This is a genomic window from Achromobacter marplatensis (assembly GCF_002209535.1).
Classification (GTDB): domain Bacteria; phylum Pseudomonadota; class Gammaproteobacteria; order Burkholderiales; family Burkholderiaceae_B; genus Achromobacter; species Achromobacter marplatensis.
The window spans coordinates 37,263-61,713 of sequence record NZ_NJIG01000020.1 but is presented as its reverse complement, the minus strand read 5'-3'; the positions used below and the strand labels follow the sequence as shown (position 1 = coordinate 61,713).

Here is a 24,451-nt window from a genome sequence, read left to right as displayed (position 1 = left end):
TGGGAAACGCCACCGATTTTACGCAGGCTTGCTTACGCGAGGGGCCTGGGGGCTGCGTTAAAGTTCGCCTATTCCCTTCGTCTTTCCACAAGCCCCCTTTATGCAAAACCATCAACGCCGCGCACTTGTCCTCTTTTCGGGCGGCCAGGACTCCACGACTTGCCTGGCCTGGGCGCTGGACCGCTATGCCCATGTGGAAACGGTGGCGTTCGATTACGGCCAGCGGCACCGCATTGAACTGGATGCCCGCTTGAACGTGCTGCGCGACATCCGCGCGCGCTTCCCGCAATGGGCGGCGCGGCTGGGCGAAGATCACCTGCTGGACCTGAAGGTGCTGGGCCAGGTGGGCGATACCGCCATGACGAGCGACCGCGCCATCGAGATGCAGGCTAATGGCCTGCCCAACACGTTCGTGCCCGGCCGCAATCTGCTTTTCCTGACGCTGGCCGCTGCGCTGGGCTACCGCCGCCAACTGGACGTGCTGGTCGGCGGCATGTGCGAAACCGACTTCTCGGGCTATCCCGACTGCCGCGATGACACGATCAAGGCGCAGCAGGTGGCGCTGGGCCTGGGCCTGGGCAGCCGCGTCACCATCGAGACCCCGCTCATGTGGATCGACAAATCGGAGACCTGGGCGCTTGCCCAGACGCTGGGCGGCGACGCGCTGGTTGAAACCATCGTCGAGGAAAGCCACACCTGCTACCTGGGCGAACGCGGCGCGCGCCACGGCTGGGGCTACGGTTGCGGCACATGCCCGGCCTGCAAGCTGCGTCGCGCAGGCTGGGAAAAATGGACCGCCGCCCGGGCCTGATGCCGTCCTGACTTCGCCGCGGGTTGTCGCGATGACGCGTATCGCTATATTTCGCAGCGTGGCGAGGTTTATTTTGATATGTTGAGAGTTATTCATATTAATATGAATAATATTCAATAAAAATTGACTTAAAGTCGCCCTTTTCGTATTGAGCCCCCTTTTTTTGCTACTCTGTTCCAGGTATGGAAATGCATCCACACATTTCGATACCGTTCGATGGAACGGCATTATTAATCAGGGCTTAATCAATATGAATCGGTCGCGGATTATTCTCGTTTTTGACAACGAATTTGCAAAACGGGGCATTTCCAATTCCCTCGAGCAAATCGGTTTTATTCTGAACTCCGTCTCGCTGCTGGATGCCTCTGCCAATCGCCTATCCGGCGAGATCCTGGTGCACTTGTGCCTGCCGCGGGACCTGGACATCACCATCGGCCAGTTGCGGGCAAATTTCCTCAGCTCGACGATCATCGCGATACGCGACATCGAAAGCCCAACGGTGCGGATCAATGCGCTGCTGGCCGGCGCGGATAGTTGCTACGGCACGAACATCAGCTACAGCGAAGTGGCGGCCGCCATCCAGTCCGCGCAGCGCAAGCTCACGCTTGCCTATGCGCCGGTCGGCCATGCGGCGCGCCGGATGGAGCCCCCCCTCGGGCAGGCCGTGGCCAGTCCTGCGCCCGAAGAAAAGATCTGGCGGCTTGCGGACAATGAATGGACGCTGACCTCCCCGGCAGGCGTTGGTGTCAGCCTGACGCCAATGGAAAGGGCGATCATGAAAACCATGCTTGGGCACCCCGAAAAAATGGTGGGGCGAGGCGACTTCGCGATCGATAGCGAGGACGTCGCGGGCAATGGCAGGTCGCTGGACCTGATCGTCAGCCGGCTCAAGCGCAAGGGAAATGTCGCGGGCGCATCCATTCCCATACGCAGCATGCGGGGCAAGGGGTACTCGTTTTCGGGCGAGTTGCGGGTTGACGGCGCGAGGCTGCCGCCGACCCCGCCCGCGATCATCCGGCCTCCTATGCGCAAGCCTGAAGATCCTGAATACCCACTGCTGACGGCAATCCAGGACGAGCGGCTGCACTTTCTCTATCAGCCTATCGTCTTGGCGCACACGCAGGAGATCGCCGGCGCGGAGGCGACGCTCGCGTGGAAGGATGCCAGCGGGATGGGCGGGGACATCGAAGGCCTGTTGCGCGACGCCTGCAAGTCGGAGGGCGCGCATGAACTGGTGGGCTGGGGGCTGCGGACCATTTCTGCCGACCTGGCCCACTGGCGGCAGATCGGGGCAAGCCCTGGCACGGTCGTCAACATCAATGTCTCTCCCCAGAGCTTCGCCCGCCGGGACGTCGTGGACGCTATTTTGCTTGGGGTGTTTTCGTACGGTCTTTCACCGCGGGATCTGCGCCTGGAAATCACTGAAGAGACGACTTCCCAGGTGGGCTCGGCCGACATGCGTGCCGTTCTGGAAGAATTCACAAGCCTTGGGGTGCAGGTCTGGCTGGACGATTTCGGCAAGGGCTACAACAACCTGGAATGGCTATCGACGCTGCCGCTGTCCGGCCTGAAGCTGGAGAGATCCATCGTCTGGAATGCTGCGCGCCATCCGGATTCCCATAAGGTGTTGCGCTCCATCTGCCAATTGGCGAAAGACCTGGGCATCACGACCGTGACTGACGGCATCGAAACCGATGCGCACCGTCAGGCCGCGTTGGATGCCGGGTGTGAACTGATGCAGGGCTTGCTGTTCTTCAAACCCGCTTCCAGCGATGAGTTCGCCCGCGCATTGGCCGGGCAGCGGGCGCACCACGCCGCAGTCATGCCCGAACCCGGGCGATAAAGCGCCACCGGAGCGCGAATGCCGCCGCCAGAATGGCCGCGGCCAATCCAGCAGACATCCCCATCGCGGCCCGCGCGCTGAACTGTTCGATCACGAAGGCATAGGCCACGGGCGCCGTGGCCGTCAGCAGGAAGCTGGGGATCAGCAGGGCGCCGACCAGCGCGCCGTAGCTGCGGAAATCGAACAGGGCCAGCGGCAGCGTGCCGCGGGTGATCGTCATCAGGCCGTTGCAAGCGCCATAGAGCAGGGCGTAAGCGGCGGTGGCGTAGAGGTTGCCCCGGGACAGCAAGGCCAGCAGAAAGCAAAGCGGGAACAGGCCGCTGACCGCAAGCGTAAGCGTCAGCGGGTGCAGCCTTGACCCCAGGGCCACGTCGGCCACGCGGGCGGCGAATTGGCCCACGCCCCACAAGGCCGCCACGCTCACGGCAGTGGCGGCGGCCAGGCCCAGGCCGGACAGCAACGAGATCAGATGGGCGGCGTTGCCGGCGGCCAGGAAGTTGGTCAGCATCGCAATGACCGCATACAGCGTGCCGGCCAGGCGGCGTTCGCCGGCGGTGCGTGTCAGGCCGGCGGCATGCTTGTTGGCGGCCGTGGCGGGGGCGGCGTACCGTTTACGCGGCATCGCCAGATACAGCGGCAGCGTCGCCAGGGCCAGCGCGGCATAGACCAGGACGGCGCCGCGCCATCCCAGCCAGGCGGACAGCGCATGGCCGACGGGCCACATCACAGTCGAGGCCAGGCCGCCGAACAGGGTGATCTGCGACATGGGGCGGCGCGCGGTGGGCCCGGCGGCGCGGGCCAGCGATGCGAAGGCGGCGTCGTACAGGCAGAGGCGCATGCCGATGCCCAGCAGCACCCACGCCAGGAAATACACGGCGATGGCGTGGGCGGCGGCCAGCAAGGCGCAGCCGGCTGCGGCGACGACCGCGCCTACCGGCATGACGCGGTGGCCGCCCCAGCGGTCCACCGCCATGCCAGCCAGTGGCGACACCAGCGCCATCGTCACGATGGCGGCGGAGAAGCCGCCGTAGACCGTGGCGGCGTTCCAGCCCAGGTCGGCCGCCATGGCCGGGCCCAGGGCGCCGATCAGGTAGAACGTCACGCCCCAGCCGACCAGCTGGGTCAGGCCCAGGCAGACGATGGCGCGCGGCGGGATCACGGGCGCTGCGGCGGCGTGGCGTCGCCTTCGCCCAAGGCGCGCTGCATCAGCACGGTGTCGCGCCATTCGCCATGCTTATGTCCGACGGAGCGCAGGGTGCCCACCGGATGGAAGCCCTGGCTGGCGTGCAGGGCCAGGGACGCGGCGTTGCGGCTGTCGCCCACCACTGCCAGCATCTGGCGCCAGCCGGCGGCGGTGCAGCGTTCGATCAGCGCGGCAAGCAGCTTGCCGCCGATGCCCAGGCCGGCGCGGCCGGCTTTCACATACACGGAATCCTCGACCGTATGGCGATACGCCGGGCGCGGGCGGTAAGGCGTGACGTAGGCGTAGCCCACCACTTCACCGTTGATCTCGGCCACCAGGTAGGGCATTTCCTTTTCCAGCACGCTGCCGCGGCGTTGGCGCATCTCGGCGATGGAGGGCGGTTCCAGTTCGAACGAGGCGGTGCCGTGTTCGACGTGGTGGGCGTATAGGGTCTTGATGGCAGGCAGATCCGCGTCCGCGCTGTCGCGGATCAGGACGGTGGGCAGGGTGGGCGACATGAAAGGACGGGGTGGTTCGGTGACGGGGAAAAACCAGCCGCCAGTGTCGCGCAACGTCATGCATTAATAAAGCTTTGGATTATTATGGTTTTCATAAGTAAAACTTTGGATTGATCCGATGCGTGGCCTGAACCTGGACCATCTGCGCACCTTTGCCCAGGTAGTTGAACTAGGCAGTTTTTCCGCTGCCGCCGAGCGCGGCGGCGTGACCCAGCCCGCCGTCAGCCTGCAGATCCGCCAACTGGAGCGGCGCTTCGGCGTAAAGCTGGTCGAGCGCATCGGCCGCCGCGCCGGCCCGACCGCCGCGGGGCTGGAACTGCTGACCCATATCCGCGTTATCGATGCCGCGCTGGCGCAGGCCGAGCAGGCCATGTCCGCGCATGCGTCCCAAGTCTCCGGGCGCATCCGGCTGGGCACCGGCGCCACCGCGTGCACCTATCTGCTGCCGTCCGTGCTGGCGGACCTGCGCCGCCGCTTTCCCGCGCTGGATATCGTGGCCAGCACCGGCAACACGTCGGACATGCTGCGCGGTCTGGAGAACAACACGCTGGACATGGCACTCGTCACCCTGCCTGCGCCGGGACGCATGTTCCAGGTCAACCCGGTGATGGAAGACGAGTTCGTGGCGATCTTCCCTGCCCGCGACGCAGGCGCGATTCCCGATGTGGTGACGCCCCAGTCGCTGGCGGGGCTGCCGCTGGTGCTGTTCGAACCCGGCGCCCGCACGCGCCGGCTGGTGGACGACTGGTTCGAAGCGGCAGGATTGGCGGCCAAACCCGTCATGGAACTGGGCAGCACGGAAGCCATGAAGGAAATCGTCGCGGCGGGCCTGGGCTGCGCGGTGTTGCCCAAGCTTGCCGTGTCGGGCGCGGGCCAGCGCGATGCGCTGGCCGTGCGTTCGCTGACGCCTCGTCTGTCGCGCGACCTGGCCCTTGTCCTGCGCCGCGACAAGCCGCTTAGCCGGGGGTTGCGCCACCTGCAGGAGGCGCTGCTGGCGTTGCATGCGTGAACGCGTAGGGGTGGAACACATCCACGGGAAGCTGGTTGCAGTCCTGGACGCATTCGCGCACGGCGGCCATGTCCGAGAAGTCCAGGCCGCTCTGCACGCCATGCAGGTCCAGGTTCATGGCCAAGGTCACCAGGTCCACGTTGCCCGTGCGTTCACCGTTGCCGAACAGGCAGCCTTCGACGCGGTCGGCGCCGGCCAGCACTGCCAGCTCGGCTGAGGCGACGGCCGTGCCGCGGTCATTGTGCGGATGCACGCTCAGCACGATGCTGTCGCGCCGCGCCAGGTGGCGGTGCATCCATTCAATCTGGTCGGCATACACGTTGGCCGTCGTGCACTCTACCGTGGACGGCAGGTTGACGATCATCTTGCGGTCGGGCGTGGGACCCCAGATGGCGCTGACGGCATCGCAGACCTCCAGCGAGAAATCCAGCTCGGCCAGGCTGAATGTTTCTGGCGAGTATTCGTAAATCCATTCCGTCTCGGGGTGGGCGTCGGCCAGCGCCCGGATCTGGCGGGTGCCGGCCAGGGCGATCTCCTTGACCTCGGCGCGCGTCATGCCAAATACGATGCGCCGCCATTGCGGCGCGATGGGCGCATACAGGTGCACGATGGCGCGCGGCACGCCGCGCAGCGATTCAAAGGTGCGTTCGATCAGGTCGGGGCGCGACTGCGTCAGCACTTCGATCGTCACGTCTTGCGGTATGCGGCGCTCTTCGATCAGCTTGCGCACGAAGTTGAAGTCCGTGTCCGATGCCGATGGGAACGCCACTTCGATTTCCTTCACGCCCACCGCCACCAGTTGCTCGAACATGCGCAGTTTGCGCGCGCCGTCCATGGGTTCGATCAGCGCCTGATTGCCGTCGCGCATGTCGGTGCTCATCCAGACAGGCGGCGCAGTCAGGCGGCGCGAAGGCCAGGTGCGTTCCGCGTAATCGCGTGTGAAGGGTTGCGTGGGACGGTACTTGGTTTGGGGTTGTTCAAGCATGGAAACCTCCGGCCGCGAGCAGGCGCCGCGGCATCAGAACGCCATGGCCGCAAGGCGCGGCGACGGCACAGCAAGGGGGAGGTGGCTTCAGGGCCCGTCAGCGGGCCCCGGGCTGCCGGGCGGCCACGGGGCGCAAGGCCCGGCAACCGCGCGCTAGTCGCAGGGGTAGGGCGGGGGCGGCCGTGCCGTTCGCGCAGCCATGCCCGGCGGCCGCAAGCGCGGCGTGGGTGGCAGGGAGGGCGAACGGCAAGGGCATGGGGGCGTGAGGGGATTCAGCAGGGATTCGGGGATGGTAGGTACACTTGAAAAGACCGTCTAACGCTATCAAGACATCCATCGTCGCAAAATGGACACCTCGCCGCCCACCCCAACTCCGTCGCCTTCCGGGAAACCGCGCTCTCCCGCGGATTTGGACCTGTTTCCCTACGAATCGTCCCAGCGTCCCGTGGCGGGGCTGGCGGTGGACTACGAAGACGGCCATCGCGTGCGGCGGCACCGGCACCGCCGGGGGCAGTTGCTCTATGCGATCTCCGGCGTGATGGTGGTGGATACCGACGCCGGCATCTGGATCGTGCCGCCCACGCGCGGCGTCTGGGTGCCGGCGTGGGTGCCGCATGGCATCCGCATGAGCGGCGAACCGCGCATGCGCACCGTGTTCGTCGAGCCGGGAACCGCGGCGCATCTGCCCGAGCAATGCTGCGTGCTGTCGATTTCGCCGCTGCTGCGCGAACTGATGGTGGCCGCGGCCGACGTGCCGTTGGATTGGGCGCCCGACACGCGCGACGGCCGGCTGATGATGCTGCTGCTGGACGAACTGCGCCAGGAACCCGTGTTGCCGCTGCATTTGCCGCAGCCGGCCGAGCCCCGGCTGGCGCGCATCTGCCGCGCCATCGTGCGCCACCCTGAGCGCCAGGCCGGCGCGGCGGACTGGGCGCGGGAATTGGGGGTGGACCCCAAGACGGTGCACCGCCTGTTTCTGCGCCATACGGGCATGACCTTCGGGCGCTGGCGCCAGCAGGCGCGCCTGTTGGCCGCCATGGAGCGGCTGGCGCGCGGCGCGCGCGTGCTGGATGTGGCGCTGGACCTGGGCTACGACAGCCCCAGCGCCTTTGCGGCGATGTTCCGCCGCGCCGTGGGCGAGTCGCCCAGCGCGTTTGCGGCCCGGGGCGGCGCGTCCGCCTGATGGCCACGAAGCGTCCCGGGGGCGGCTGCCGGCCAGCCCCGCCCGGAACCAGCGTATTATTTACCGTTTTGCCGCCACGCTAACAGCACTCGAGACAAATCATGCCGCACTACCGTTCCCGCACATCGACCCACGGCCGCAACATGGCCGGCGCCCGCGCCCTGTGGCGCGCCACCGGCATGAAGGACGGCGATTTCGGCAAGCCGATCATCGCGGTAGTGAACTCGTTCACGCAGTTCGTGCCGGGCCACGTGCACCTGCGCGACCTGGGCGCACTGGTCGCCAAAGAGATCGAAGCCGCGGGCGGCGTCGCCAAGGAATTCAACACGATCGCCGTCGATGACGGCATCGCCATGGGCCACGGCGGCATGCTGTATTCGCTGCCGTCGCGCGAACTGATCGCCGACTCGGTCGAATACATGGTGAACGCGCACTGCGCCGACGCCATGGTCTGCATTTCGAACTGCGACAAGATCACCCCGGGGATGCTGATGGCCGCGATGCGCCTGAACATCCCGGTCGTGTTCGTGTCCGGCGGCCCGATGGAAGCGGGCAAGGTCAAGTCGCCGACCGACGGCAAGGTGATTGCCAAGATCGACCTGATCGACGCCATGATCAAGGCGGCCGACCCGAAGGTGTCGGACGCCGAAGTGGCTGAAGTGGAACGCAGCGCATGCCCGACGTGCGGCTCCTGTTCCGGCATGTTCACCGCCAACTCGATGAACTGTCTGACCGAAGCCATCGGCCTGGCGCTGCCGGGCAACGGCACCATCGTGGCCACGCACGCGTGGCGCAAGGGCCTGTTCGAGCAAGCCGGCCGCCTGGTCGTGGACCTGTGCCGCCGCTACTACGTGGAAGAAGACGAATCGGTCCTGCCGCGCAGCATCGCGACGAAGAGCGCTTTCCAGAACGCGATGGCGCTGGACGTGGCGATGGGCGGTTCGACCAACACCGTGCTGCATTTGCTGGCCGCGGCGCAGGAAGCGGGCGTGGATTTCACGATGGCCGACATCGACCGCATTTCGCGCAAGGTGCCCTGCCTGTGCAAGGCGGCGCCCGCCACCGACAAGTACCACATCGAAGACGTGCACCGCGCAGGCGGCATCCTGGGCATCCTGGGTGAGCTGGCGCGCGCCGACCTGCTGGACCTGTCTTGCGGCAACGTGCACAGCGGTACGCTGGGCAACGCGATCCAAGCGTGGGACGTGGCGGGCGAGGCCGGCGAAGAAGCGCAGAAGTTCTACCGCGCGGCGCCTGGCGGCATCCCGACGACGGTGGCGTTCAGCCAGGACGCAACGTTCCTGACGCTGGACACGGACCGCAAGACGGGCTGCATCCGCAGCAAGGAAAACGCCTACTCGAAGGACGGCGGCCTGGCCGTGCTGTACGGCAATCTGGCCGAGAAGGGCTGCATTGTGAAGACGGCCGGCGTGGACGAGTCGCAATGGGTCTTCACGGGCCGTGCGCGCGTGTTCGAAAGCCAGGACGATGCGGTGGAAGGCATCCTGGGCGACAAGATCGTGGCGGGCGACGTGGTGGTGATCCGCTACGAAGGCCCGAAGGGCGGTCCGGGCATGCAAGAGATGCTGTATCCGACGTCGTACCTGAAGTCCAAGGGCTTGGGTAAGACGTGCGCGCTGTTCACGGACGGTCGTTTTTCGGGCGGCTCGTCGGGTCTGGTGATCGGACATGCGTCGCCGGAAGCGGCGGAAGGCGGCACGATCGGCCTGGTGGAAGAAGGCGATGTGATCGAGATCGATATCCCGAACCGGAAGATGCATCTGGCGGTGTCCGACGAAGAACTGGCGCGTCGTCGTGCAGCGATGGATGCGCGTGCGGATGGCTGGGAGCCCGTGGGGCGCGAGCGCGTCGTGTCGCAGGCGTTGCAGGCTTATGCCGCGTTGGCGACGTCGGCGGATCGCGGTGCGGTGCGGGATTTGTCGCAGCTGAAGCAGAAGGGCAAGCGGTGATTGCCTGATTGCGTGGGGTGTGAAAAAGGCGGCGCTTTTTGCGTCGCTTTTTTTTGTGTTGCCCGGGCGGGCGGTTGGCGGTTTCGTCGCTCGGGTTTGCTTTGTAGAGGCGGTTGGGCGCTTCGTAGGTCGCCCGTCGGCGGGGTCGGGCGGATGGCGCGCGCCCACGATTGCGGTCCGGAGCCTTCGCTCCGGACTTCCCCGTTGTCATCCTCGTCCGCCTGCGGCTCCCTTCGGATTCCCTCGGGCGCATCAAGGTTGCGCGCCATCCGCCCGACCCCGCCGACGTGCTGGCGCCTTCTTGGCTCGATGCGCTGCTGGATCGCTGTTTACTGACGAGATTTGCGTGGCCCGCCTCACGCGGCCGCGCGGGCGGCCGCATTCGGCATACGCGTCGGTGGGGCGTCGTGGCGGTGGTCGCTTGCGCGCGGCCGGCCGGGGGCAAGCCCCGCAAGATCTTCCATTACCCCCGACACGGGGCTAGAACCCTAAGAACACAGACCGTCTCCGGTGACGCCAGATTGCACACGTTGGAGCATGGCGCGGTGAGGCCCTGGGGTGCGCGGGGAGTCGATAAGCCCGAGGGAATCTGAAGGAACGGCCGAAGGCCGTGACGAAGATGACGAAGGGGAAGTCCGGAGCGAAGGCTCCGGACCGCAATCGTTGACCCGCGCTCCCCAGGGCCTCACCGCGTCGTGCGTCTCAAGAACCCTCACACCGCCCATCACCAGGAAACCCCGATAAAATTCCTAGACCCCGCCTGGAGCCCTCATGTCCCTGAATTCAGAAGCGTTGCGCCTGTTCCTCGGCGTCGTCGATGCCGGCTCCATGAGCGCGGCGGCAGAAATGCTCGGGCAGACCGCATCAGGCGTCAGCCGGGGCCTGTCGCGGCTTGAGGACGAGTTAGGCGTCATTCTCTTGAACCGGACAACCCGGCGGATGGAATTGACCGAAGAAGGCGCTCACTTTCTTCCCAAGGCTCGGCAGATCGTGGCGGCGTTGGAAGAGGCCGAGGAATGCATGCGGATGGTGCATCAGCGGCCGGCGGGGCGGTTGCGGGTGGATGCGTCGGTGCCGGTGATGCTGCATTGCGTGGTGCCGCACGTGGGTGAGTTCCGGCGCGAATATCCCGAGATCACGTTGGAGCTGACCAGCAACGACCGCATCGTGGACTTGATGGAGCATCGCACCGATATCGCGATCCGCATGGGGCCATTGACGGATTCGACCTTGCATGCCCGGCCCTTGCGGCCGGCGCCGCGGTGGATGATGGCCAGCCCTGAGTACATCGCGCGGCGTGGGGCGCCGGAGACGGTGGAGGATCTGGCAGAGCACGAGGTGTTGGGCTTCACGCACCCCGAAAGCCTGAACGTGTGGCCGCTCAAGCATGCCGGCGGATCCAGTTATCTGGCGACACCGACGCTGGCCACATCCAGTGGGGAAACGCAGCGGCAGCTGGCGCTGCGCGGCGTGGGGATCGCGTGCCTGTCGGATTTCGTCGTGCGCGAAGACATCGCGGCCGGGCGGCTCGTCAAGGTGATGGAGGGCGTGTACAGCGACTACCTGCAACCCATGCACGCGGTGTACCACCGCAATACGCAGCTGTCGCGGCGCATTGCGTGCTTCTTGGATTTCTTCGCCGGACGGGTGTAGAAGGGATGGGTTGCGGCGCGCAACCCATCATGCCGCGCTACGCGTGCAACGCCCGTCCAAACGCCGACAACACTGATTCGTGCAGCGTTTCCGACAAGGTCGGATGCGCGAACACGGTGTGCATCAGATCCTCTTCGGTGGCTTCCAGCGACGCCGCCACCCCGTAGCCCGTGATCAGCTCGGACGCTTCCGGATGGATGATGTGCGCGCCCAGCAATTCGCCTGACTTGGCGTCGAACACCGTCTTCACCAGGCCCTGGTCTTCGCCCATGGCGATTGCCTTGCCGTTGCCGGCGAAGGTGAACTTGCCCACGCGGATCTCGCCGCCGGTCTGCTTGGCATGTTCGCGGGCGCGGGCCTCGGTCATGCCGATGCTGGCGACTTGCGGGTACGAGTACGTGCAGGCCGGAATGCGCAGCGGGTCGATCGCGTGGGTGGGCAGGCCCGCGATGGCTTCCACGCACAGCACGGCTTCGTGACTGGCCTTGTGGGCAAGCCATGGGGCGCCGGCCACGTCGCCGATGGCGTAGACGCCCGGTTCGCCGGTGCGGCATTGGGCGTCGGTGACGATGTGGGTCTTCTCGACGGTGACGCGGGTCTTTTCCAGGCCGAGGTTCTCGACGTTGCCGACGATGCCGGCGGCGACGATGACGCGGTCGACTTCAATATCCGTCTTCTTGCCTTGCTGCTCCAGCGTCACCTTGACGCCTGTGGCGGTGGGCGAAGATGCCGTGACGGCGCATTGCGTCAGCACGCGGATGCCTTGCTTCTCGAACGCCTTGCGCGCCAGTTGCGAGATCTCGGCGTCTTCTTGCGGCAGGATTTCCGGCGTCATGTCGATCAGGGTGACGTCCGAGCCGATGGCGCGGTAGAAGCTGGCGAATTCCGCGCCGATCGCGCCGGCGCCCACGACCAGCAGCGACTTCGGGATCTCCGCCGGAGCCAAAGCCTGGCGGTAGGCCCAGATGCGTTCACCCACCGGCAGCGCCGGCAGTTCGCGGGCGCGTGCGCCGGTGGCCAGGATGATGTGCTTGGCCGACAGCGTGGCGCCGGTGTCCAGCGCCAGCTTGCCCGAGCCGGCCAGCTTGGCGCTGGCGGCGAACACGGTGACGCCGTTCTTCTTCATCAGGTGCGCCACGCCCTGGCCCAGGCGGCCCGCGACTTTGCGGGACCTGGCAACCATCGCGGCCAGGTCGGGGCGGGCATCGCCCGCGCCCGTCACGCCGTAGTGCGCGGCTTCGCGGCAGGCGCGCAACACGGTGGCGCTGTGCAGCAGCGCCTTGGTGGGGATGCAGCCCCAGTTCAGGCAGATGCCGCCCAGTTCGGCGCGCTCCACCAGCGCCACCGACATGCCCAGCTGAGCGCCGCGGATGGCGGCGACGTAGCCGCCGGGGCCGCCGCCGACGACGATAAGGTCAAACACGGTCTTCGTCATCGTCGGGCTCACAGCAGGATGCGCACGGGGTTTTCGATCAGCGTGCGCAACGCAGCCAACCAGCGCGCGCCGACGGCGCCATCCACCGCGCGGTGGTCGGCCGACAGCGTCACGGTCATGACGGTGGCGGCGACGAGTTCGCCGGCCTCATTCACGACTGGGCGGCGCTCGGCCGCGCCGACGGCCAGGATGGCGGCCTGGGGCGGATTGATGATGGCGGCGAATTGGCTGATGCCGTACATGCCCAGGTTGCTGACCGTTAGCGATCCGCCGGTGAATTCTTCGGGCTTCAAGCGGTTGATCTTGGCGCGTCCGGCCAGTTCGACGATTTCGCCCGCGATGGCGGACAGGGACTTTACGTCCGCGTCGCGCACGATGGGCGTGACCAGCCCGCCATCGGTGGCGACCGCTACCGAGATGTCGGCGCCTGCATGGTATTCGATGGCGTCTTCGTGCCAGCTGACGTTCACTTCCGGCACTTCGCGCAGCGCCAGTGCGGCGGCGCGCACGATGAAGTCGTTTACCGACAGCTTCACCGCGCCGCCGTGGTTAGCTTGCGCACGCAGGGCCAGCAGCGCGTCCATGCGGCAATCCACCGACAGGTAGAAGTGCGGCACGTTCTGCTTGCTTTCGGTCAGGCGGCGGGCGATGGCGCGGCGCATGCCGGTGTGCGGCACGCGGCGGGCAGCGGGGCGGCCGGCAGCCGATGGGGCGGCAGCAACCGGCGCGCGGTCGCGCGCGGCTTCGACGTCGCGGCGCACGATGCGGCCGTGCGGGCCGGTGCCCGTCACGCCCAGCAGGTCCACATGCCATTGCGCGGCCAGACGGCGCGCCAGCGGACTGGCGAACAGCCGCCCGCCCGGCACGGCGGCGGAAGAGGATGCGGCAGGCGATCCTGCGGCAGCCGATGCTGCGGCAGGCGTTCCTGCGGCAGCCGGCGCTGCAGCAGGCGGTGTAGCGGCAACCTTCGAAGCGGTCGCTGCCGTAGCCGCCCCGCCATGTTCCGCCAGCGCGCGGTCGATTGCGGAGGCGTCATCGCCGTCGGCCAGCAGCACGCCGATCACGGTGTTGATGGGCACCGACGCGGCGCCGGCCTGGACCACGATGCGGCCCAGCACGCCGGCATGTTCGGCGTTGATTTCGACGATGGCCTTTTCGGTTTCGATTTCCGCCAGTGCATCGCCGACGGCGACCTTGTCGCCTTCTTTCTTTAACCACTGGTGCAGGTTGCCGCCCGACGTGTCGGCGGCAACGGAGGGGAGCTTGATAAGGTGTGCCACGATGTTCGTCCTAGTTTGCGGCGGCGGCCAGATCGGGCCGGTAGGCGGCGGGGTCGTCGTATTCGACCAGTTCCAGCACATTGCCTTCCGGGTCGCGGAAGAACGCCAGCCAGGTGCCGGGGCGCACTTCCATGGGCGCGGGCGCGCTGTCGAACACGACGCCCTTGGATTCCAGGTTGCGCACCACGCCCGCCAGATCGCGCACGATGAAGGTCAGGTAGGTGGCGCCCTGGCGGTCCAGGATCGCCGCGCCGCGCACGGCGGATTCCGGCGCCACGCTGGGCTGCAGCAGCTTGATGCGTTCGCCGTAGGACGTCTGCAGGCGTGCCACGTCGTAGCCGTGCACCGTCAATCCCGTGGCGCGCGCCTTGTCGGCGGGCACGCTCACGCGGTTGACGAGCGTCAGGCCGACCACGTCCGTGTAGAACGCCAGCAGCGCGTCCAGGTCCTTGCAGCAGATGCCGACTTCCATCGGCACGGTCATTTGCAGGGCGCTCATGCCTGTTCTCCCAGGTCGGCCAGCACGTCGGCCAGGCCGGTCAGCACTTCCTCGGTGTCGGCGAACGCCGCGCGTTCCAGCACCTTCGAGATGCTGGGCGAGGCTTCGCCGCCGGTCACGCGCTTGATCGGCTGGTCCAGCCAATCGAAGTAACGGCGCTGGATCTCATCAGACAGCATGGCGCCGTAGGACGTGCCACGCGCGCCTTGCTCCACGATCAGCACGTTGTTGGTCTTCTGAATGCTGGCGCCGATGGTGTCCCAGTCCAGGCTGGCGCGGTCCAGCGTGCGCAAGTCGATCACTTCGGCGTCCACGCCGGCTTCTTCAGCGGCCTTGAGCGCGCGGCTGACCATCGACAGGTAGGTCAGGATGGTGACCTTGCTGCCGGCACGGCGAACGCGGGCTTTGCCAAACGGGATGGCGTAGTCCAGGTCGCCGGCGGGCACTTCGCCCGACGAGGCATACAGGTCCACGTGTTCGATGACCAGCACGGGGTCCTTGGAGGCCAGCGCGGTGTTCATCAAGCCCACGTACTCGAAGGGCGTGGACGGGGCCACGATGCGCCAACCGGGCGCGGTGGCGAAGATGCCGGCCGGGTCCATCGAGTGCTGCGAGCCGTAGCCCGTGCCCATCGCGACCTTGGTGCGCAGCACGAAGGGCACGTCGATGTCGCCGCCGAACATGTGGCGGGCCTTGCCGATCTGGTTGAAGATCTGGTCGGCCGCGACCCACATGAAATCGGGGTACATGAATTCGACGACGGGCTTGTAGCGGCCGTCCATTGCCAAACCGCCGCCCAGGCCGGCGAAGGCATTCTCGGAAATCGGGGTGCCGAGCACGCGGTCGGGGTACTTGTCCTTCAGGCCGCGAGTCGCACCGTTGGTGCCGCCCTTCAGGCGGTGCACGTCTTCGCCCAGCACGACCACGCCGCCATCGGTTTCCATGCGGCGATCCAGCACGTCGGCGACGGCATCGACGAACTTGCGTTCGACCTTGTCGCCGGTGTAATCAGCCACGTCCTCGTAGCGCAGGCGTGCCAATTCGGCGCCATCGCTGCGCAGGCCCACGTCGCGGAAGTCGGGGCTGGGCCACAGGTCGGCGCGCACGCGGCGCTTGCCGCCTTCGGCGGCTTCGGTCAGGCGGCCGCAGACGTCTTTCATGACGTCCTTGCAGCGCTGGCGCAGCGCGTCCACTTCCGCTTGCGTGATCAGCGCGCGTCCGATCATCTCGGAAGCGATCTTGTCTAGCGGATCGCGGCGGCGCCATTGCGCCTCTTCGTCCTTCGTGCGGTAGCCGAAGGCGCTGCCGGGGAAGGGGCCGTTCTGGTGGAAGAAGCGGTACACGTCCACTTCCACGATGGTCGGGCCGTTGCCGGCGCGCATGTGCGCCACCGCTTCCGACATGGCCAGGTGCACGGCCAGCGGGTCCATGCCGTCCACCTTCCACGAGGGGATGTTGAACGCCAGGCCGCGGGCCGACAGGCGCGGTTCGGCGGTGGACTCTTCCACCGTGGTCGACACGGCGTAGCGGTTGTTCTCGATGAAGAAGCACAGCGGCGTCTTCCACGCGGCGGTCAGGTTCATCGTTTCCAGCACGGACCCAATGTTCACCGCGCCGTCGCCGAAGTAGGTCACCGCCACGCGGTCGGTGCCGGCGTGCTTGTGCGCCCACCCGGCGCCGGCGGCCAGCGGCACGCCGCCGCCCACGATGGCATTGGTGCCGAGCGCGCCCGCTTCCAGCCAGCGCAAGTGCATGCTGCCCCCACGGCCGCGGCAATAGCCCTGGGCCAGGCCCATGATCTCGGCCAGCGTCTTTTGCAGGACTTCGTCGATGGCGGGGGTGAGCGGGTTGCGCGGGTCCAGGCCCAGCGGGGCGACGTGCTGCAGCGCCTTGGCCAGGAACTGGTGGTGGCCGCGGTGCGACCCGTTGATCTGGTCGCCGGCGCCCAAGGCCAGCACCGAACCGACGGCGCCGCCTTCCTGGCCCACGGACGAATGCGCGGGGCCGTGCACCAGGCCTTCGGCGGCCAGGTCCAGCACGGCCTCTTCAAAGGCGCGAATCCAGTGCAACTGGGTGAGCATGGTGCCCAGCAGGGCGGGGTCCGCCTGCTGCCAATCCTTTGCCTCGACCGTCAGTTGCCGCCAGGGCGCTTGGGGCTCAAGCGGTTGGTAGGTGGCCATGAGTGAATCTCCAGAATGTTTTTAAGCGTCGGTGCGGTTAGAGGTAGCTGTAGCGGCTCCAGCCGCCGTCGGCCACCAGGGTGTGTCCGGTGATGTAGGCGGCCTGGCGCGACGCCAGGAAGACCGCCAGGTCGGCCATTTCGGCCGGCTGCGCCATGCGGCGCAGCGGGGTGCGCTGTTTCAGGCGCTCGGGGTCCAGTCGGCCGCGCGCAGCCAGGTCTCGCACCAGGTCGGTCTCGACATAGCCGGGCGCCAGCGCATTGACGCGCACGCCCATCGGGCCCCATTCCACCGCCAGCGTTTCGGTCAGCAGCACCACGGCGCCTTTGGTCGCGCAGTAGGCGGCGCGGTCGGGCGCGGCCACCACGCCATACATCGAGGCCAGGTTGATGATGCTGCCCGAGCCTGCCGGCACCATGCGGCGGCCGGCGGCCTGCGCGCACAGGAAGACGCCGGTCAGGTTGATGTCGACCGCGCGGCGCCATTCGTCCACGGTCACTTCCAGCGTGGGCTTGTTGGCCGAGATGCCGGCGTTGTTGACCAGCACGTCGATGCGGCCCCACGCCTGTTCCACCCGGGCGAAGGCGCGTTCGACGGCGTCGGCGTCGGTGACGGAAGCCTGCACCGCGATGGCTTCGCCGCCGTCGGATGTCAGCTCGGCCACGGCGGCGTCCAGGGCGGCGGCGTCCATGTCCAGCAGCGCGACGCGCGCGCCTTGGCGCACGAAAGCCCGCGCCGTGGAAAAGCCGATGCCTTTGGCGCCGCCGGTGATCACGACGGTCTGGCCGCGCAGGTCGCTATGGATGACTTCAGTAGGGTTGTCCAAGGTATTTGCCTGTAAAGGGGTTTGCGTGACGGCGCGTCAGACGGCCAGCCATTCCTGCACAACGTCCTGGCGCTCATGCAGCTGCGCGGGCGGTCCTTCGAATACGATGCGGCCGTGGCCCATGACGCTGACGCGGGTCGACACCTTCAGTGCGATGGTCAGCTTCTGTTCCACCAGCACCACCGAGACGCCGCGTTTATGGATGTCGCGGATCACGTCCGCAATCACTTCCACGATCTTCGGGGCCAAACCCTCGGTGGGCTCGTCGATCAGCATGACCTTGGGGTTGCCCAACAGCGATCGGCACATGGTCAGCATCTGCTGTTCGCCGCCGGACAAGTTGCCAGCGCGGGTGTTGATGCGCTCCTTCAAGCGCGGGAAATAGTCGAACATCTGCGCGACCGTCCAGTAGGGCGCGTCGTCGCGCTTGGGCTGTTCGCCCATGCGCAGGTTCTCGTCCACGGTCAGGTTGGCGAAGACCTCGCGTTCTTCGGGCACGAAGCCCAGGCCGGCGCGCGCGATCTCGAAGGGGCGCTTGTTGGTGATGTCGCGCCCTTCGATGGCGATGCGCCCGCCGGTCACGTCCACCAGGCCCATGATGCTTTTCATGGTGGTGGAGCGGCCTGCGCCGTTGCGGCCCAAGAGGCTCACGACTTCGCCGCGCCCGATGGACAGGTCGATGCCGTGCAGGATGTGGCTCTTGCCGTAGTGCGCGTGCACGCCTTGCAGGCTGAGCAAGGGGGATTGCGGGTTTGATGCCATGTTCATACCGTTTCCTCTCCCAGGTAGGCTTCGCGCACGCGGGCATCGCCGCGGATGTCCGCGGGCGTGCCCGTGGCCAGGATTTCGCCGTACACCAGCACGCTGATGCGGTCGGCCAGCGAGAACACCACCTGCATGTCGTGTTCGACGATCAGCAGGGTGCAATCGCGCGTTACTTCCTTGATGAGTTCGACCGTGTAGTCGACTTCGTGCTGCGACATGCCGGCCATCGGCTCGTCCAGCAGGATGACCTTGGGGCGCGAGGCAAGCGTCATGCCGATTTCCAGCGAGCGCTGCTCGGAGTAGTTCAAATCGCCCGCGCCCGTGTCCTGCTTGGCGGTCAGGCGCACTTTCTCCAGCAGGCGGTCCACGTCTTCATTGACGGCGCGGTTGCGCGCGATGGGGCGCCAGAAGTTGTAGACCAGCCCGTGCATACGCAGCACGGCCAGGCGCAGGTTTTCGCGAACCGACAGGCGTGGGAATACGTTCGTGATCTGGAACGAGCGCGCCAGCCCCAGCCGGTTGATAGCTTCAGGCGCCAGGCCGCCAATGGAACGCGAACGCAGGCTGATGTCGCCCGAGGTCGGCGCGAACGAGCCCGACATCAGGTGGAACAAGGTGGACTTGCCGGCGCCGTTGGGGCCGATGACCGCGTGCCGTTCCCCGGCTTCGATCGCCAGGTTCACGCCGCGGATGATCTGCGCTTCGCCAAAGGACTTGCGCACGTCAGTCAGGGTCAGGATGTCGTGGGTCATTTTGCGGGCTCCAGCACAGGGGCGGCGTCGCCGTCGTCGCGCCACAGGGCCAGCGCCCAGCGGCAGGCTGCCAGGCCCACGGCAAATAGCGCCAGCGGGATCAGCCAGGTGGACAGCGCCAGCGGCGCCCATTCCTGGCCGAAAAGGGCAATGGCGGGCCAGCCGGCCTCCGGGTTCATCGCCAGCAGTGCGCGGTAATCGCGGGCGAACATGCGTTGCAGCATCTCGACCGAGAACACGGTGGCGGCGGTCAGGAGCAGGCCGGCGGCCACCGACAACGCGGCGCGCGGCAGCCAGTTGGCCAACCCGCGCTCGCGCAGCGACTTGGCCGCGCGCTGCACCAGGCCCACCAGGCCGTCCGGCACGAACAGCATGACCAGTACGAACAGGACACCCTGGTACAACAGCCACGACCGCGTGATGTCGGCCAGCGTCTGCGACAGGAAGGTCAGGATGGAGGCGCCCAGCACGGGGCCCAGGAAGGCGTTGACGCCGCCGATGTAGGCGAACAGCACCGCGTCGGTGGACAGCTTGACCTCGAACAGCACGTAGTTGCCGGCTTCGATGTTCAAGGCCTGCAGGCCGCCCGCGATGCCGGCGAACATGGCCGACAGCGCAAACACCATCGTCTTCAACGCATGCGGGCGGTAGCCCAGGTAGCGCAACCGATTGGCGTTTTCACGCAGGCCCAGCGTCAGCCGGCCTAGCGGCGTGCGGGTCAGGCCGTACAAGGCCGCCAGCGAAATCAGCACCCAGGCCAGCACCAGGAAGTACACCTCGATGTCGGAACCGAAGGTGAAGCCCCAGGCCGGCATGCGCATGGCCGACACGCCGGCCTCGCCGCCGAACACGCCTTTCAGGTGCGGCGCCAGCGCGTGCAGCAATTCAGCCAAGGCCAGCGTGATCATCGAAAAGTACACGCCGGAACGCATGGTGGCGAACCAGCCAGCGACGAGACCGAACAGCAGGCCGGCCACGCCGCCCGCCAGCGGCATCAGGGGCGTGGGCAAGAGGCCCGCGCCGCCCAGCGCATTCATGGCGTGGATGGTGGCGAACGTGCCGACGCCGAAGTACGCGGCATGGCCGAAGGACAGCATGCCGCCCTGGCCCGCCAGCAGGTTGAAGGCGCAAGCGAAGAGCGCGGCGATCAGCATCTGCACGGCGGCCACAAGCTGGCCCGGGGGCAGCAGCCAGGGCAGCGCGCACAGCACGCCCACGCAGACGATCAACAGCAGGGCGCCCGAGACGTTACGGGTTTGGCTCATGCCTGTTCTCCTTTCAGGCCGGACGGCTTGACCAGCAGCACGACCAGCATCAGCAGGAAGGGCAAGGTGGCCGCCAGGCTGGATATCTTCACGGTCATCAGGCCGCCCACGCTTTCGGCCCACTCGCCCGCGCCGAACAGGCCGAACAAGGAAGCCAGGCTGGCGTCGATGCCCACCGAAAACGAGCTGATCAGGCCGATCAGCAGCGACGCGATCATCGCGCCTTCAAGCGAACCCAGGCCGCCCACGACCACCACCACGAACACCAGCACGCCCAGTTCCAGCGCCATGTTGGGATTGGTGGTGTAGAAGGCGCCTGCCACGGCGCCCGCCAGGCCGGCCATCGCCGCGCCCACGCCGAACACGCTCATGAAGACGAGCGGCACGTTGTGGCCCAGCGCTTCGGCCATGCGTGGACGGTAGATGGCCGAACGCACCACGATGCCCACACGAGTGCGCGACAGCAACAGGTAAATCACGGCGAACATCGCCAGCGACACGCCGCCCATCAACAGGCGGTAGAAGGGGTAGTCCGCGTCGAACACGCGGAAGGCCGCAAAGTTCAGGAACTGCGGCACGCGGTAGTCCACGGGGAAGTCGCCGTAGAACAGCTTGATCAGCTCGGCCACGATGAACGCCAGGCCGAACGTCACCAGCAGTTCCTGCGCGTGGCCGAACTTGTGAACGCGGCGCAGGAAGAAGCGTTCGACGCCCATGCCCAGCACGCCCGCGATGATCGTGGCCAGCACCAGCGCCGTCCAGAACCCCGTGACCGGCGTCAGTGTGTAGGCGGCATACGCGCCGATCATGTAGAACGAGGCGTGCGCGAAGTTCAGCACGCCCATCATTCCGAAAATCAAAGTCAGGCCTGCCGACACCATGAATAGCAGCAGGCCGTAAATCACGCCGTTCAACAGCGAGACGGTAAAGAATTCCATGTCCGCTCCATAATTCTTGCGCTAAGACGCGAGGCGTCCTGCGAGCGATTGCGCACGTTGTTTTTCCGGCCCGCGCCGGGAGTGCGCTTGTTTTTTGCGGTGGCGATGATGGGTTGCGCGCGTTCGATGCTGGCGTTCGCTTTTGGGGACCTGCCGCGCTCCACCCATCCTACGTAGCGGGGTACGCATCCGTAGGATGGGTGGAGCGCGCGACAATCACGCCGCGCGCGCTGCCGTCCAGCGCGCGCAACCCATCAGATCAGTCCGGCCGTTGCATCTTGCACGTTGCCTGCACCGGCGCCGACACGTCCGCCGCTGCCAGCACCTTCACCGGCTCGAAGCCCATGTCGGTGCCGTCGGCCTTGTACTTGGCGCTCTTGCTCACCTTGGACACGACCATCGGCAGTTGCACCTGGTGGTCTTCCGCACGCATCGTATAGGTGCCCAGCGACGAGGTGTAGGTGACCTTTTCCAACGCCTTCGCCAGCGCCGGCACGGACAGCTTGCCGTCCTGCGGCGGCACCTGCTTCAACGCTTCGCCCAGGAAGCGCACGCCGATGACGGTTTGCGGTTCCGTATAGCTGGGGTAATGGCCAGTCTTGGCCTTGTAGTCTTCGGCGAACTTGGCGCCTTCGTCGCCCGCGGCTTCGATGTTGTACGGGTGCGCGATGTAGTGGCCCAGCGCGACTTCGCCCGCGTTGGCCAGGTTGCCCACCTGGTCCAGGAACACGGTGGCAAAGCGCACCTTCAGGCCGGCAGCCTGCGTGGCCTTCATCAGCAACAGCAGGTCGTTGGACCAGTTGCCCGTGATGACGGTGTCGGGCGTGGCCGAGCGGATGCGCGCGACGTAGGGCGCGAAGTCCTGGATCTTGTTGACTTCATGCAGCGTCTTGCCTACCACTTCATAGCCGTACTGCTTGGCGAAGCGCTCGGTGGCGCCTTCCATGTCCTGGCCCCAGGAATAGTTCTGGTTGATGGCGTACACGCGTTTGCCCAGCGTGCCGTCGGCCGACATCACCGAGGCCAGCGACTTCACGCGCAGGTCGGCGTTGGTGGTGAAGCGGAAGTGGTAGAAGTGGCACTTCTGGCCCGTCAGTTCCAGCGCCTCGCCGCCCACGTTCAGGAAGACGACTTCCTTGCCCGGGTTGCGCAGGTTGTGCTTGCGCACGTCTTCGGTCAGCTGGCCCGAGATCGCGGACGACGAGCCCTGCACCAGGACCTGCACGCCTTCGGCAGCGGCGGCGCGGAAGCGGTCGGACGCGCCCACGGGGCCGCCCTGGTTGTCGAATTCGACCAGTTCCAGCGGCTGGCCGTTCCAGCCGCCGGCGGCGTTGATGCGGTCCAGTTCGTACTTGACCGCAGCGCGGAACATCAGGCCGGTCGAGGCCTGCGGGCCCGACAGCGTTTCGATCAGACCGATCTTGACGGGTGCGGCGTGCGCCGATGCGGCAATGCCGGCCAGGCACAGCAGGCCGGTGGTGAAAGCCAATTTCATGCGTGTCTCCTCCGTGGGACGGGAGTGGTGAGTCCGTGAATCAAGCAAGCGCGCTTTGTTGCGGCTCTTCTACGCCCAGAAAGCGGGCAATTTCGGTGAGTTGTCCTTCCAGCATGTACAGACCCGGATGGGTGCGGCAGCCTTGCGCGGCGGCGGCACGCAGCAAGGGGGTGTCGACGCGGCTCATCACGGCGTCGGCCACGACGGTGCCGGGGGCCAGGGCGTCCAGGGGGAAGGGCAGGGGATCGGTGTCTTGCAGGCCCAGCGAGGTCGCGTTGATGGCGATGTCGCAGGGTTCGGGCGCGGAATCCGCCACGCGGATGTCCAGGTCGGGGTGTTGACCGGCCAGATGGGCGGCGAAGGCGCGCGCCTTGTCGGCGGACCGGTTGTACAGGCGCAGGCTGGCGGGGCCGGCGTCGGCCAGGGCACAGGCGATGGCCTTGCCGGCGCCGCCCAGACCGGCCAGGTAGACGTGGCGGCCGGCGGGGTCATGCCCCTGGCTGCGCAAACCGGCCACAAAGCCCAGGCCGTCGAAGTTGCCGCCGGTCAGCACGCCGTCTTGCAGGCGCACGGCATTGACCGCGCCGATCAGCTGGGCTGCCGGGGTCAGGGCGTCGCACAGGGTGGCGGCATGTTCCTTGTGGGGCACCGTGACCACGATGCCGCCCAGGTTGGCCAGGCCGCGCAGGCCGGTGAACAGGCCCGGCAGCGCGTCGGCGGACACGTGGAAGGGCACCATGACGGCGTCGACCGCGCGTTCGCGCAGCAGGGCATTGAGCCGCTGGGGCGTCTTGACGTGCGTGATCGGGTCCGCCGCGATCGCGAATACGGTAGTGCTGCCGGTGATTTCCACCTGGTTGTCCCCTGCCTGTCATGCGGCCTGCGGCCGTGTTTTTCTGACCCTTCTTGCCTGAAAGCGCGACTTGATTTACGCTTTCGGAATAAGTTGTCAGGCAACTTTATTAAGTTGTCCGATAAATCATAGGGCATGCGTTTTTCTCGTGTCAAGCAGCGGATTCAGGAGTTCAATCCAAGAAGCCGCTGGCGCTTGAAAGGCCGCGGGCCCGCCCATAGAGAGCTTTGGAGACAGGATGATTTCGTTCGAAGGACAGGTGGCCGTCATCACCGGCGCAGGCAATGGCATTGGTCTGGCGACCGCGCGGCTGATGGCCGCCCACGGCGCCCGGCTGGTGCTGACCGACATCGACAACGCGCGCCTGGAGGCGATCGCGGCCGAGCTGGATCCCAGCGGCCAGCGGGTCTACACCCACGCGCTGGATGTGTCCGTGTCGCACGACTGCGAACGCGTGTTCGAGTCGGCGGCCAAGCATTTCGGCGGGCTGGATCATCTGATTCACTGCGCCGGCATCTACCCGGAACAACTGGTGAAAGACACCAGCGACGAGGCTTGGCGCACGCTGATGCGCGTGAACCTGGACGGCACGTTCTACGTGTGCCGCGCGGCCCAGCGCCACCTGCGCCACAACGGGTCGATTGTGCTGCTGACGTCCTTGGCCGCCCAGCGCGGCAGCTACGCCCACGCCGCCTATTCGGCGTCCAAGGGCGCCGTGCAGAGCTTCACGCGCAGCCTGGCGCTGGAACTGGCGCCGCAGATCCGCGTGAATGCAGTGGCACCCGGCATCATCGCCACGTCCATGACGCATGACCTGATCGGCCAGAAGGGCGCGCAGTTGCTGGAAAGCACGCCGTTGCGCCGCTTCGGCACGGCCGAGGAAATCGCCGGATCGATCGCGTTCCTGTGTTCGCCGCTGGCGGGCTTCGTGACCGGCGAAGTCATGCAGGTCAACGGCGGCATCTATATCGCTTAAAGTTCAGGACGCCGCCATCACGATCCAACGAT

Annotated in this window: 21 protein-coding genes; 7 read left to right on the top strand and 14 right to left on the bottom strand. The window is 66.7% G+C overall.

Annotation, left to right across the window (positions count from 1 at the left end; all coding sequences use genetic code 11):
- The first annotated feature begins 100 nt into the window (after window positions 1–100).
- Together queC and CEY09_RS27805 are read left to right on the top strand one after the other, a co-directional pair.
- The gene (queC, locus tag CEY09_RS27810) at window positions 101–811 is read left to right on the top strand and encodes a 7-cyano-7-deazaguanine synthase QueC (protein WP_088591076.1); all 711 of its coding nucleotides are present in this window, start codon (window positions 101–103) and stop codon (window positions 809–811) included.
- A 250-nt stretch (window positions 812–1,061) separates the two neighbouring features.
- Entirely contained in the window at window positions 1,062–2,654 is a 1,593-nt protein-coding gene (locus CEY09_RS27805; protein ID WP_088591075.1) for an EAL domain-containing protein, read from the top strand.
- On the opposite strand, the gene CEY09_RS27800 is transcribed toward CEY09_RS27805, so the two are convergent.
- Together CEY09_RS27800 and CEY09_RS27795 are read right to left on the bottom strand one after the other, a co-directional pair.
- Window positions 2,632–3,813 (bottom strand): MFS transporter, encoded by a 1,182-nt coding sequence (locus CEY09_RS27800; RefSeq protein ID WP_088591074.1) that lies wholly within the window; start codon window positions 3,811–3,813, stop codon window positions 2,632–2,634. The genes CEY09_RS27805 and CEY09_RS27800 overlap by 23 nt on opposite strands.
- Window positions 3,810–4,355 carry a GNAT family N-acetyltransferase gene (locus CEY09_RS27795; RefSeq protein ID WP_006227179.1) on the bottom strand — a complete coding sequence of 182 codons (546 nt, stop codon included), beginning with the start codon at window positions 4,353–4,355 and terminating at the stop codon, window positions 3,810–3,812. The genes CEY09_RS27800 and CEY09_RS27795 overlap by 4 nt, the downstream gene beginning before the upstream one ends.
- A 118-nt stretch (window positions 4,356–4,473) precedes the next feature.
- Here CEY09_RS27795 and CEY09_RS27790 point away from each other — a divergent pair, with 118 nt between their 5' ends.
- The gene (locus CEY09_RS27790) at window positions 4,474–5,364 is read left to right on the top strand and encodes a LysR family transcriptional regulator (RefSeq protein ID WP_088591073.1); all 891 of its coding nucleotides are present in this window, start codon (window positions 4,474–4,476) and stop codon (window positions 5,362–5,364) included.
- Here the strand turns inward: CEY09_RS27790 and CEY09_RS27785 are convergent.
- The gene (locus CEY09_RS27785; protein WP_088591072.1) at window positions 5,312–6,349 is read right to left on the bottom strand and encodes a 2-isopropylmalate synthase; all 1,038 of its coding nucleotides are present in this window, start codon (window positions 6,347–6,349) and stop codon (window positions 5,312–5,314) included. The two genes, CEY09_RS27790 and CEY09_RS27785, sit on opposite strands and share 53 nt — an antisense overlap.
- 346 nt (window positions 6,350–6,695) lie before the next feature.
- On the opposite strand from CEY09_RS27785, the gene CEY09_RS27780 reads away from it, so the two are divergent.
- From CEY09_RS27780 to CEY09_RS27770, 3 genes are all read left to right on the top strand, one after another.
- Complete coding sequence (locus CEY09_RS27780) at window positions 6,696–7,532, top strand: AraC family transcriptional regulator (protein ID WP_088591071.1); 837 nt, start codon at window positions 6,696–6,698, stop codon at window positions 7,530–7,532.
- A gap of 101 nt (window positions 7,533–7,633) precedes the next feature.
- Window positions 7,634–9,502, top strand: a complete 1,869-nt coding sequence (gene ilvD / locus CEY09_RS27775; RefSeq protein WP_088591070.1) for a dihydroxy-acid dehydratase — start codon at window positions 7,634–7,636, stop codon at window positions 9,500–9,502.
- A gap of 771 nt (window positions 9,503–10,273) precedes the next feature.
- Entirely contained in the window at window positions 10,274–11,155 is an 882-nt protein-coding gene (locus CEY09_RS27770; protein ID WP_088591069.1) for a LysR family transcriptional regulator, read from the top strand.
- 37 nt (window positions 11,156–11,192) lie between these two features.
- Here the strand turns inward: CEY09_RS27770 and lpdA are convergent, their stop codons facing one another.
- The 11 genes from lpdA to CEY09_RS27715 form a co-directional block, all read right to left on the bottom strand.
- Window positions 11,193–12,590: a dihydrolipoyl dehydrogenase gene (lpdA, locus tag CEY09_RS27765; RefSeq protein WP_088591068.1), complete on the bottom strand. Its 1,398-nt coding sequence runs from the start codon at window positions 12,588–12,590 to the stop codon at window positions 11,193–11,195.
- An 8-nt stretch (window positions 12,591–12,598) separates the two neighbouring features.
- The gene (locus tag CEY09_RS27760) at window positions 12,599–13,870 is read right to left on the bottom strand and encodes a pyruvate dehydrogenase complex dihydrolipoamide acetyltransferase (RefSeq protein WP_088591067.1); all 1,272 of its coding nucleotides are present in this window, start codon (window positions 13,868–13,870) and stop codon (window positions 12,599–12,601) included.
- A gap of 10 nt (window positions 13,871–13,880) precedes the next feature.
- On the bottom strand, window positions 13,881–14,369 hold the full coding sequence (locus CEY09_RS27755) for a VOC family protein (protein WP_088591066.1): 489 nt from the start codon (window positions 14,367–14,369) through the stop codon (window positions 13,881–13,883).
- Window positions 14,366–16,549 carry an alpha-ketoacid dehydrogenase subunit alpha/beta gene (locus CEY09_RS27750; RefSeq protein ID WP_088591065.1) on the bottom strand — a complete coding sequence of 728 codons (2,184 nt, stop codon included), beginning with the start codon at window positions 16,547–16,549 and terminating at the stop codon, window positions 14,366–14,368. Before CEY09_RS27750 ends, CEY09_RS27755 begins: the two co-directional genes overlap by 4 nt.
- Before the next feature lie 37 nt (window positions 16,550–16,586).
- Window positions 16,587–17,375: an SDR family NAD(P)-dependent oxidoreductase gene (locus tag CEY09_RS27745; protein WP_088591064.1), complete on the bottom strand. Its 789-nt coding sequence runs from the start codon at window positions 17,373–17,375 to the stop codon at window positions 16,587–16,589.
- 36 nt (window positions 17,376–17,411) lie between these two features.
- Window positions 17,412–18,143: an ABC transporter ATP-binding protein gene (locus CEY09_RS27740; RefSeq protein WP_175216784.1), complete on the bottom strand. Its 732-nt coding sequence runs from the start codon at window positions 18,141–18,143 to the stop codon at window positions 17,412–17,414.
- The gene (locus CEY09_RS27735) at window positions 18,140–18,892 is read right to left on the bottom strand and encodes an ABC transporter ATP-binding protein (protein WP_088591063.1); all 753 of its coding nucleotides are present in this window, start codon (window positions 18,890–18,892) and stop codon (window positions 18,140–18,142) included. Before CEY09_RS27735 ends, CEY09_RS27740 begins: the two co-directional genes overlap by 4 nt.
- On the bottom strand, window positions 18,889–20,157 hold the full coding sequence (locus CEY09_RS27730) for a branched-chain amino acid ABC transporter permease (RefSeq protein ID WP_088591062.1): 1,269 nt from the start codon (window positions 20,155–20,157) through the stop codon (window positions 18,889–18,891). Before CEY09_RS27730 ends, CEY09_RS27735 begins: the two co-directional genes overlap by 4 nt.
- The gene (locus CEY09_RS27725) at window positions 20,154–21,095 is read right to left on the bottom strand and encodes a branched-chain amino acid ABC transporter permease (protein WP_006222522.1); all 942 of its coding nucleotides are present in this window, start codon (window positions 21,093–21,095) and stop codon (window positions 20,154–20,156) included. Before CEY09_RS27725 ends, CEY09_RS27730 begins: the two co-directional genes overlap by 4 nt.
- 259 nt (window positions 21,096–21,354) lie before the next feature.
- Window positions 21,355–22,590 (bottom strand): branched-chain amino acid ABC transporter substrate-binding protein, encoded by a 1,236-nt coding sequence (locus tag CEY09_RS27720; protein WP_088591061.1) that lies wholly within the window; start codon window positions 22,588–22,590, stop codon window positions 21,355–21,357.
- Between the two features lie 40 nt (window positions 22,591–22,630).
- Window positions 22,631–23,443 carry a shikimate dehydrogenase family protein gene (locus CEY09_RS27715; RefSeq protein WP_088591060.1) on the bottom strand — a complete coding sequence of 271 codons (813 nt, stop codon included), beginning with the start codon at window positions 23,441–23,443 and terminating at the stop codon, window positions 22,631–22,633.
- A gap of 238 nt (window positions 23,444–23,681) precedes the next feature.
- Here CEY09_RS27715 and CEY09_RS27710 point away from each other — a divergent pair, with 238 nt between their 5' ends.
- A complete protein-coding gene (locus tag CEY09_RS27710; RefSeq protein WP_088591059.1) occupies window positions 23,682–24,419 on the top strand; it encodes an SDR family NAD(P)-dependent oxidoreductase in 738 nt (245 codons plus the stop codon).
- Window positions 24,420–24,451: the final 32 nt, after the last annotated feature.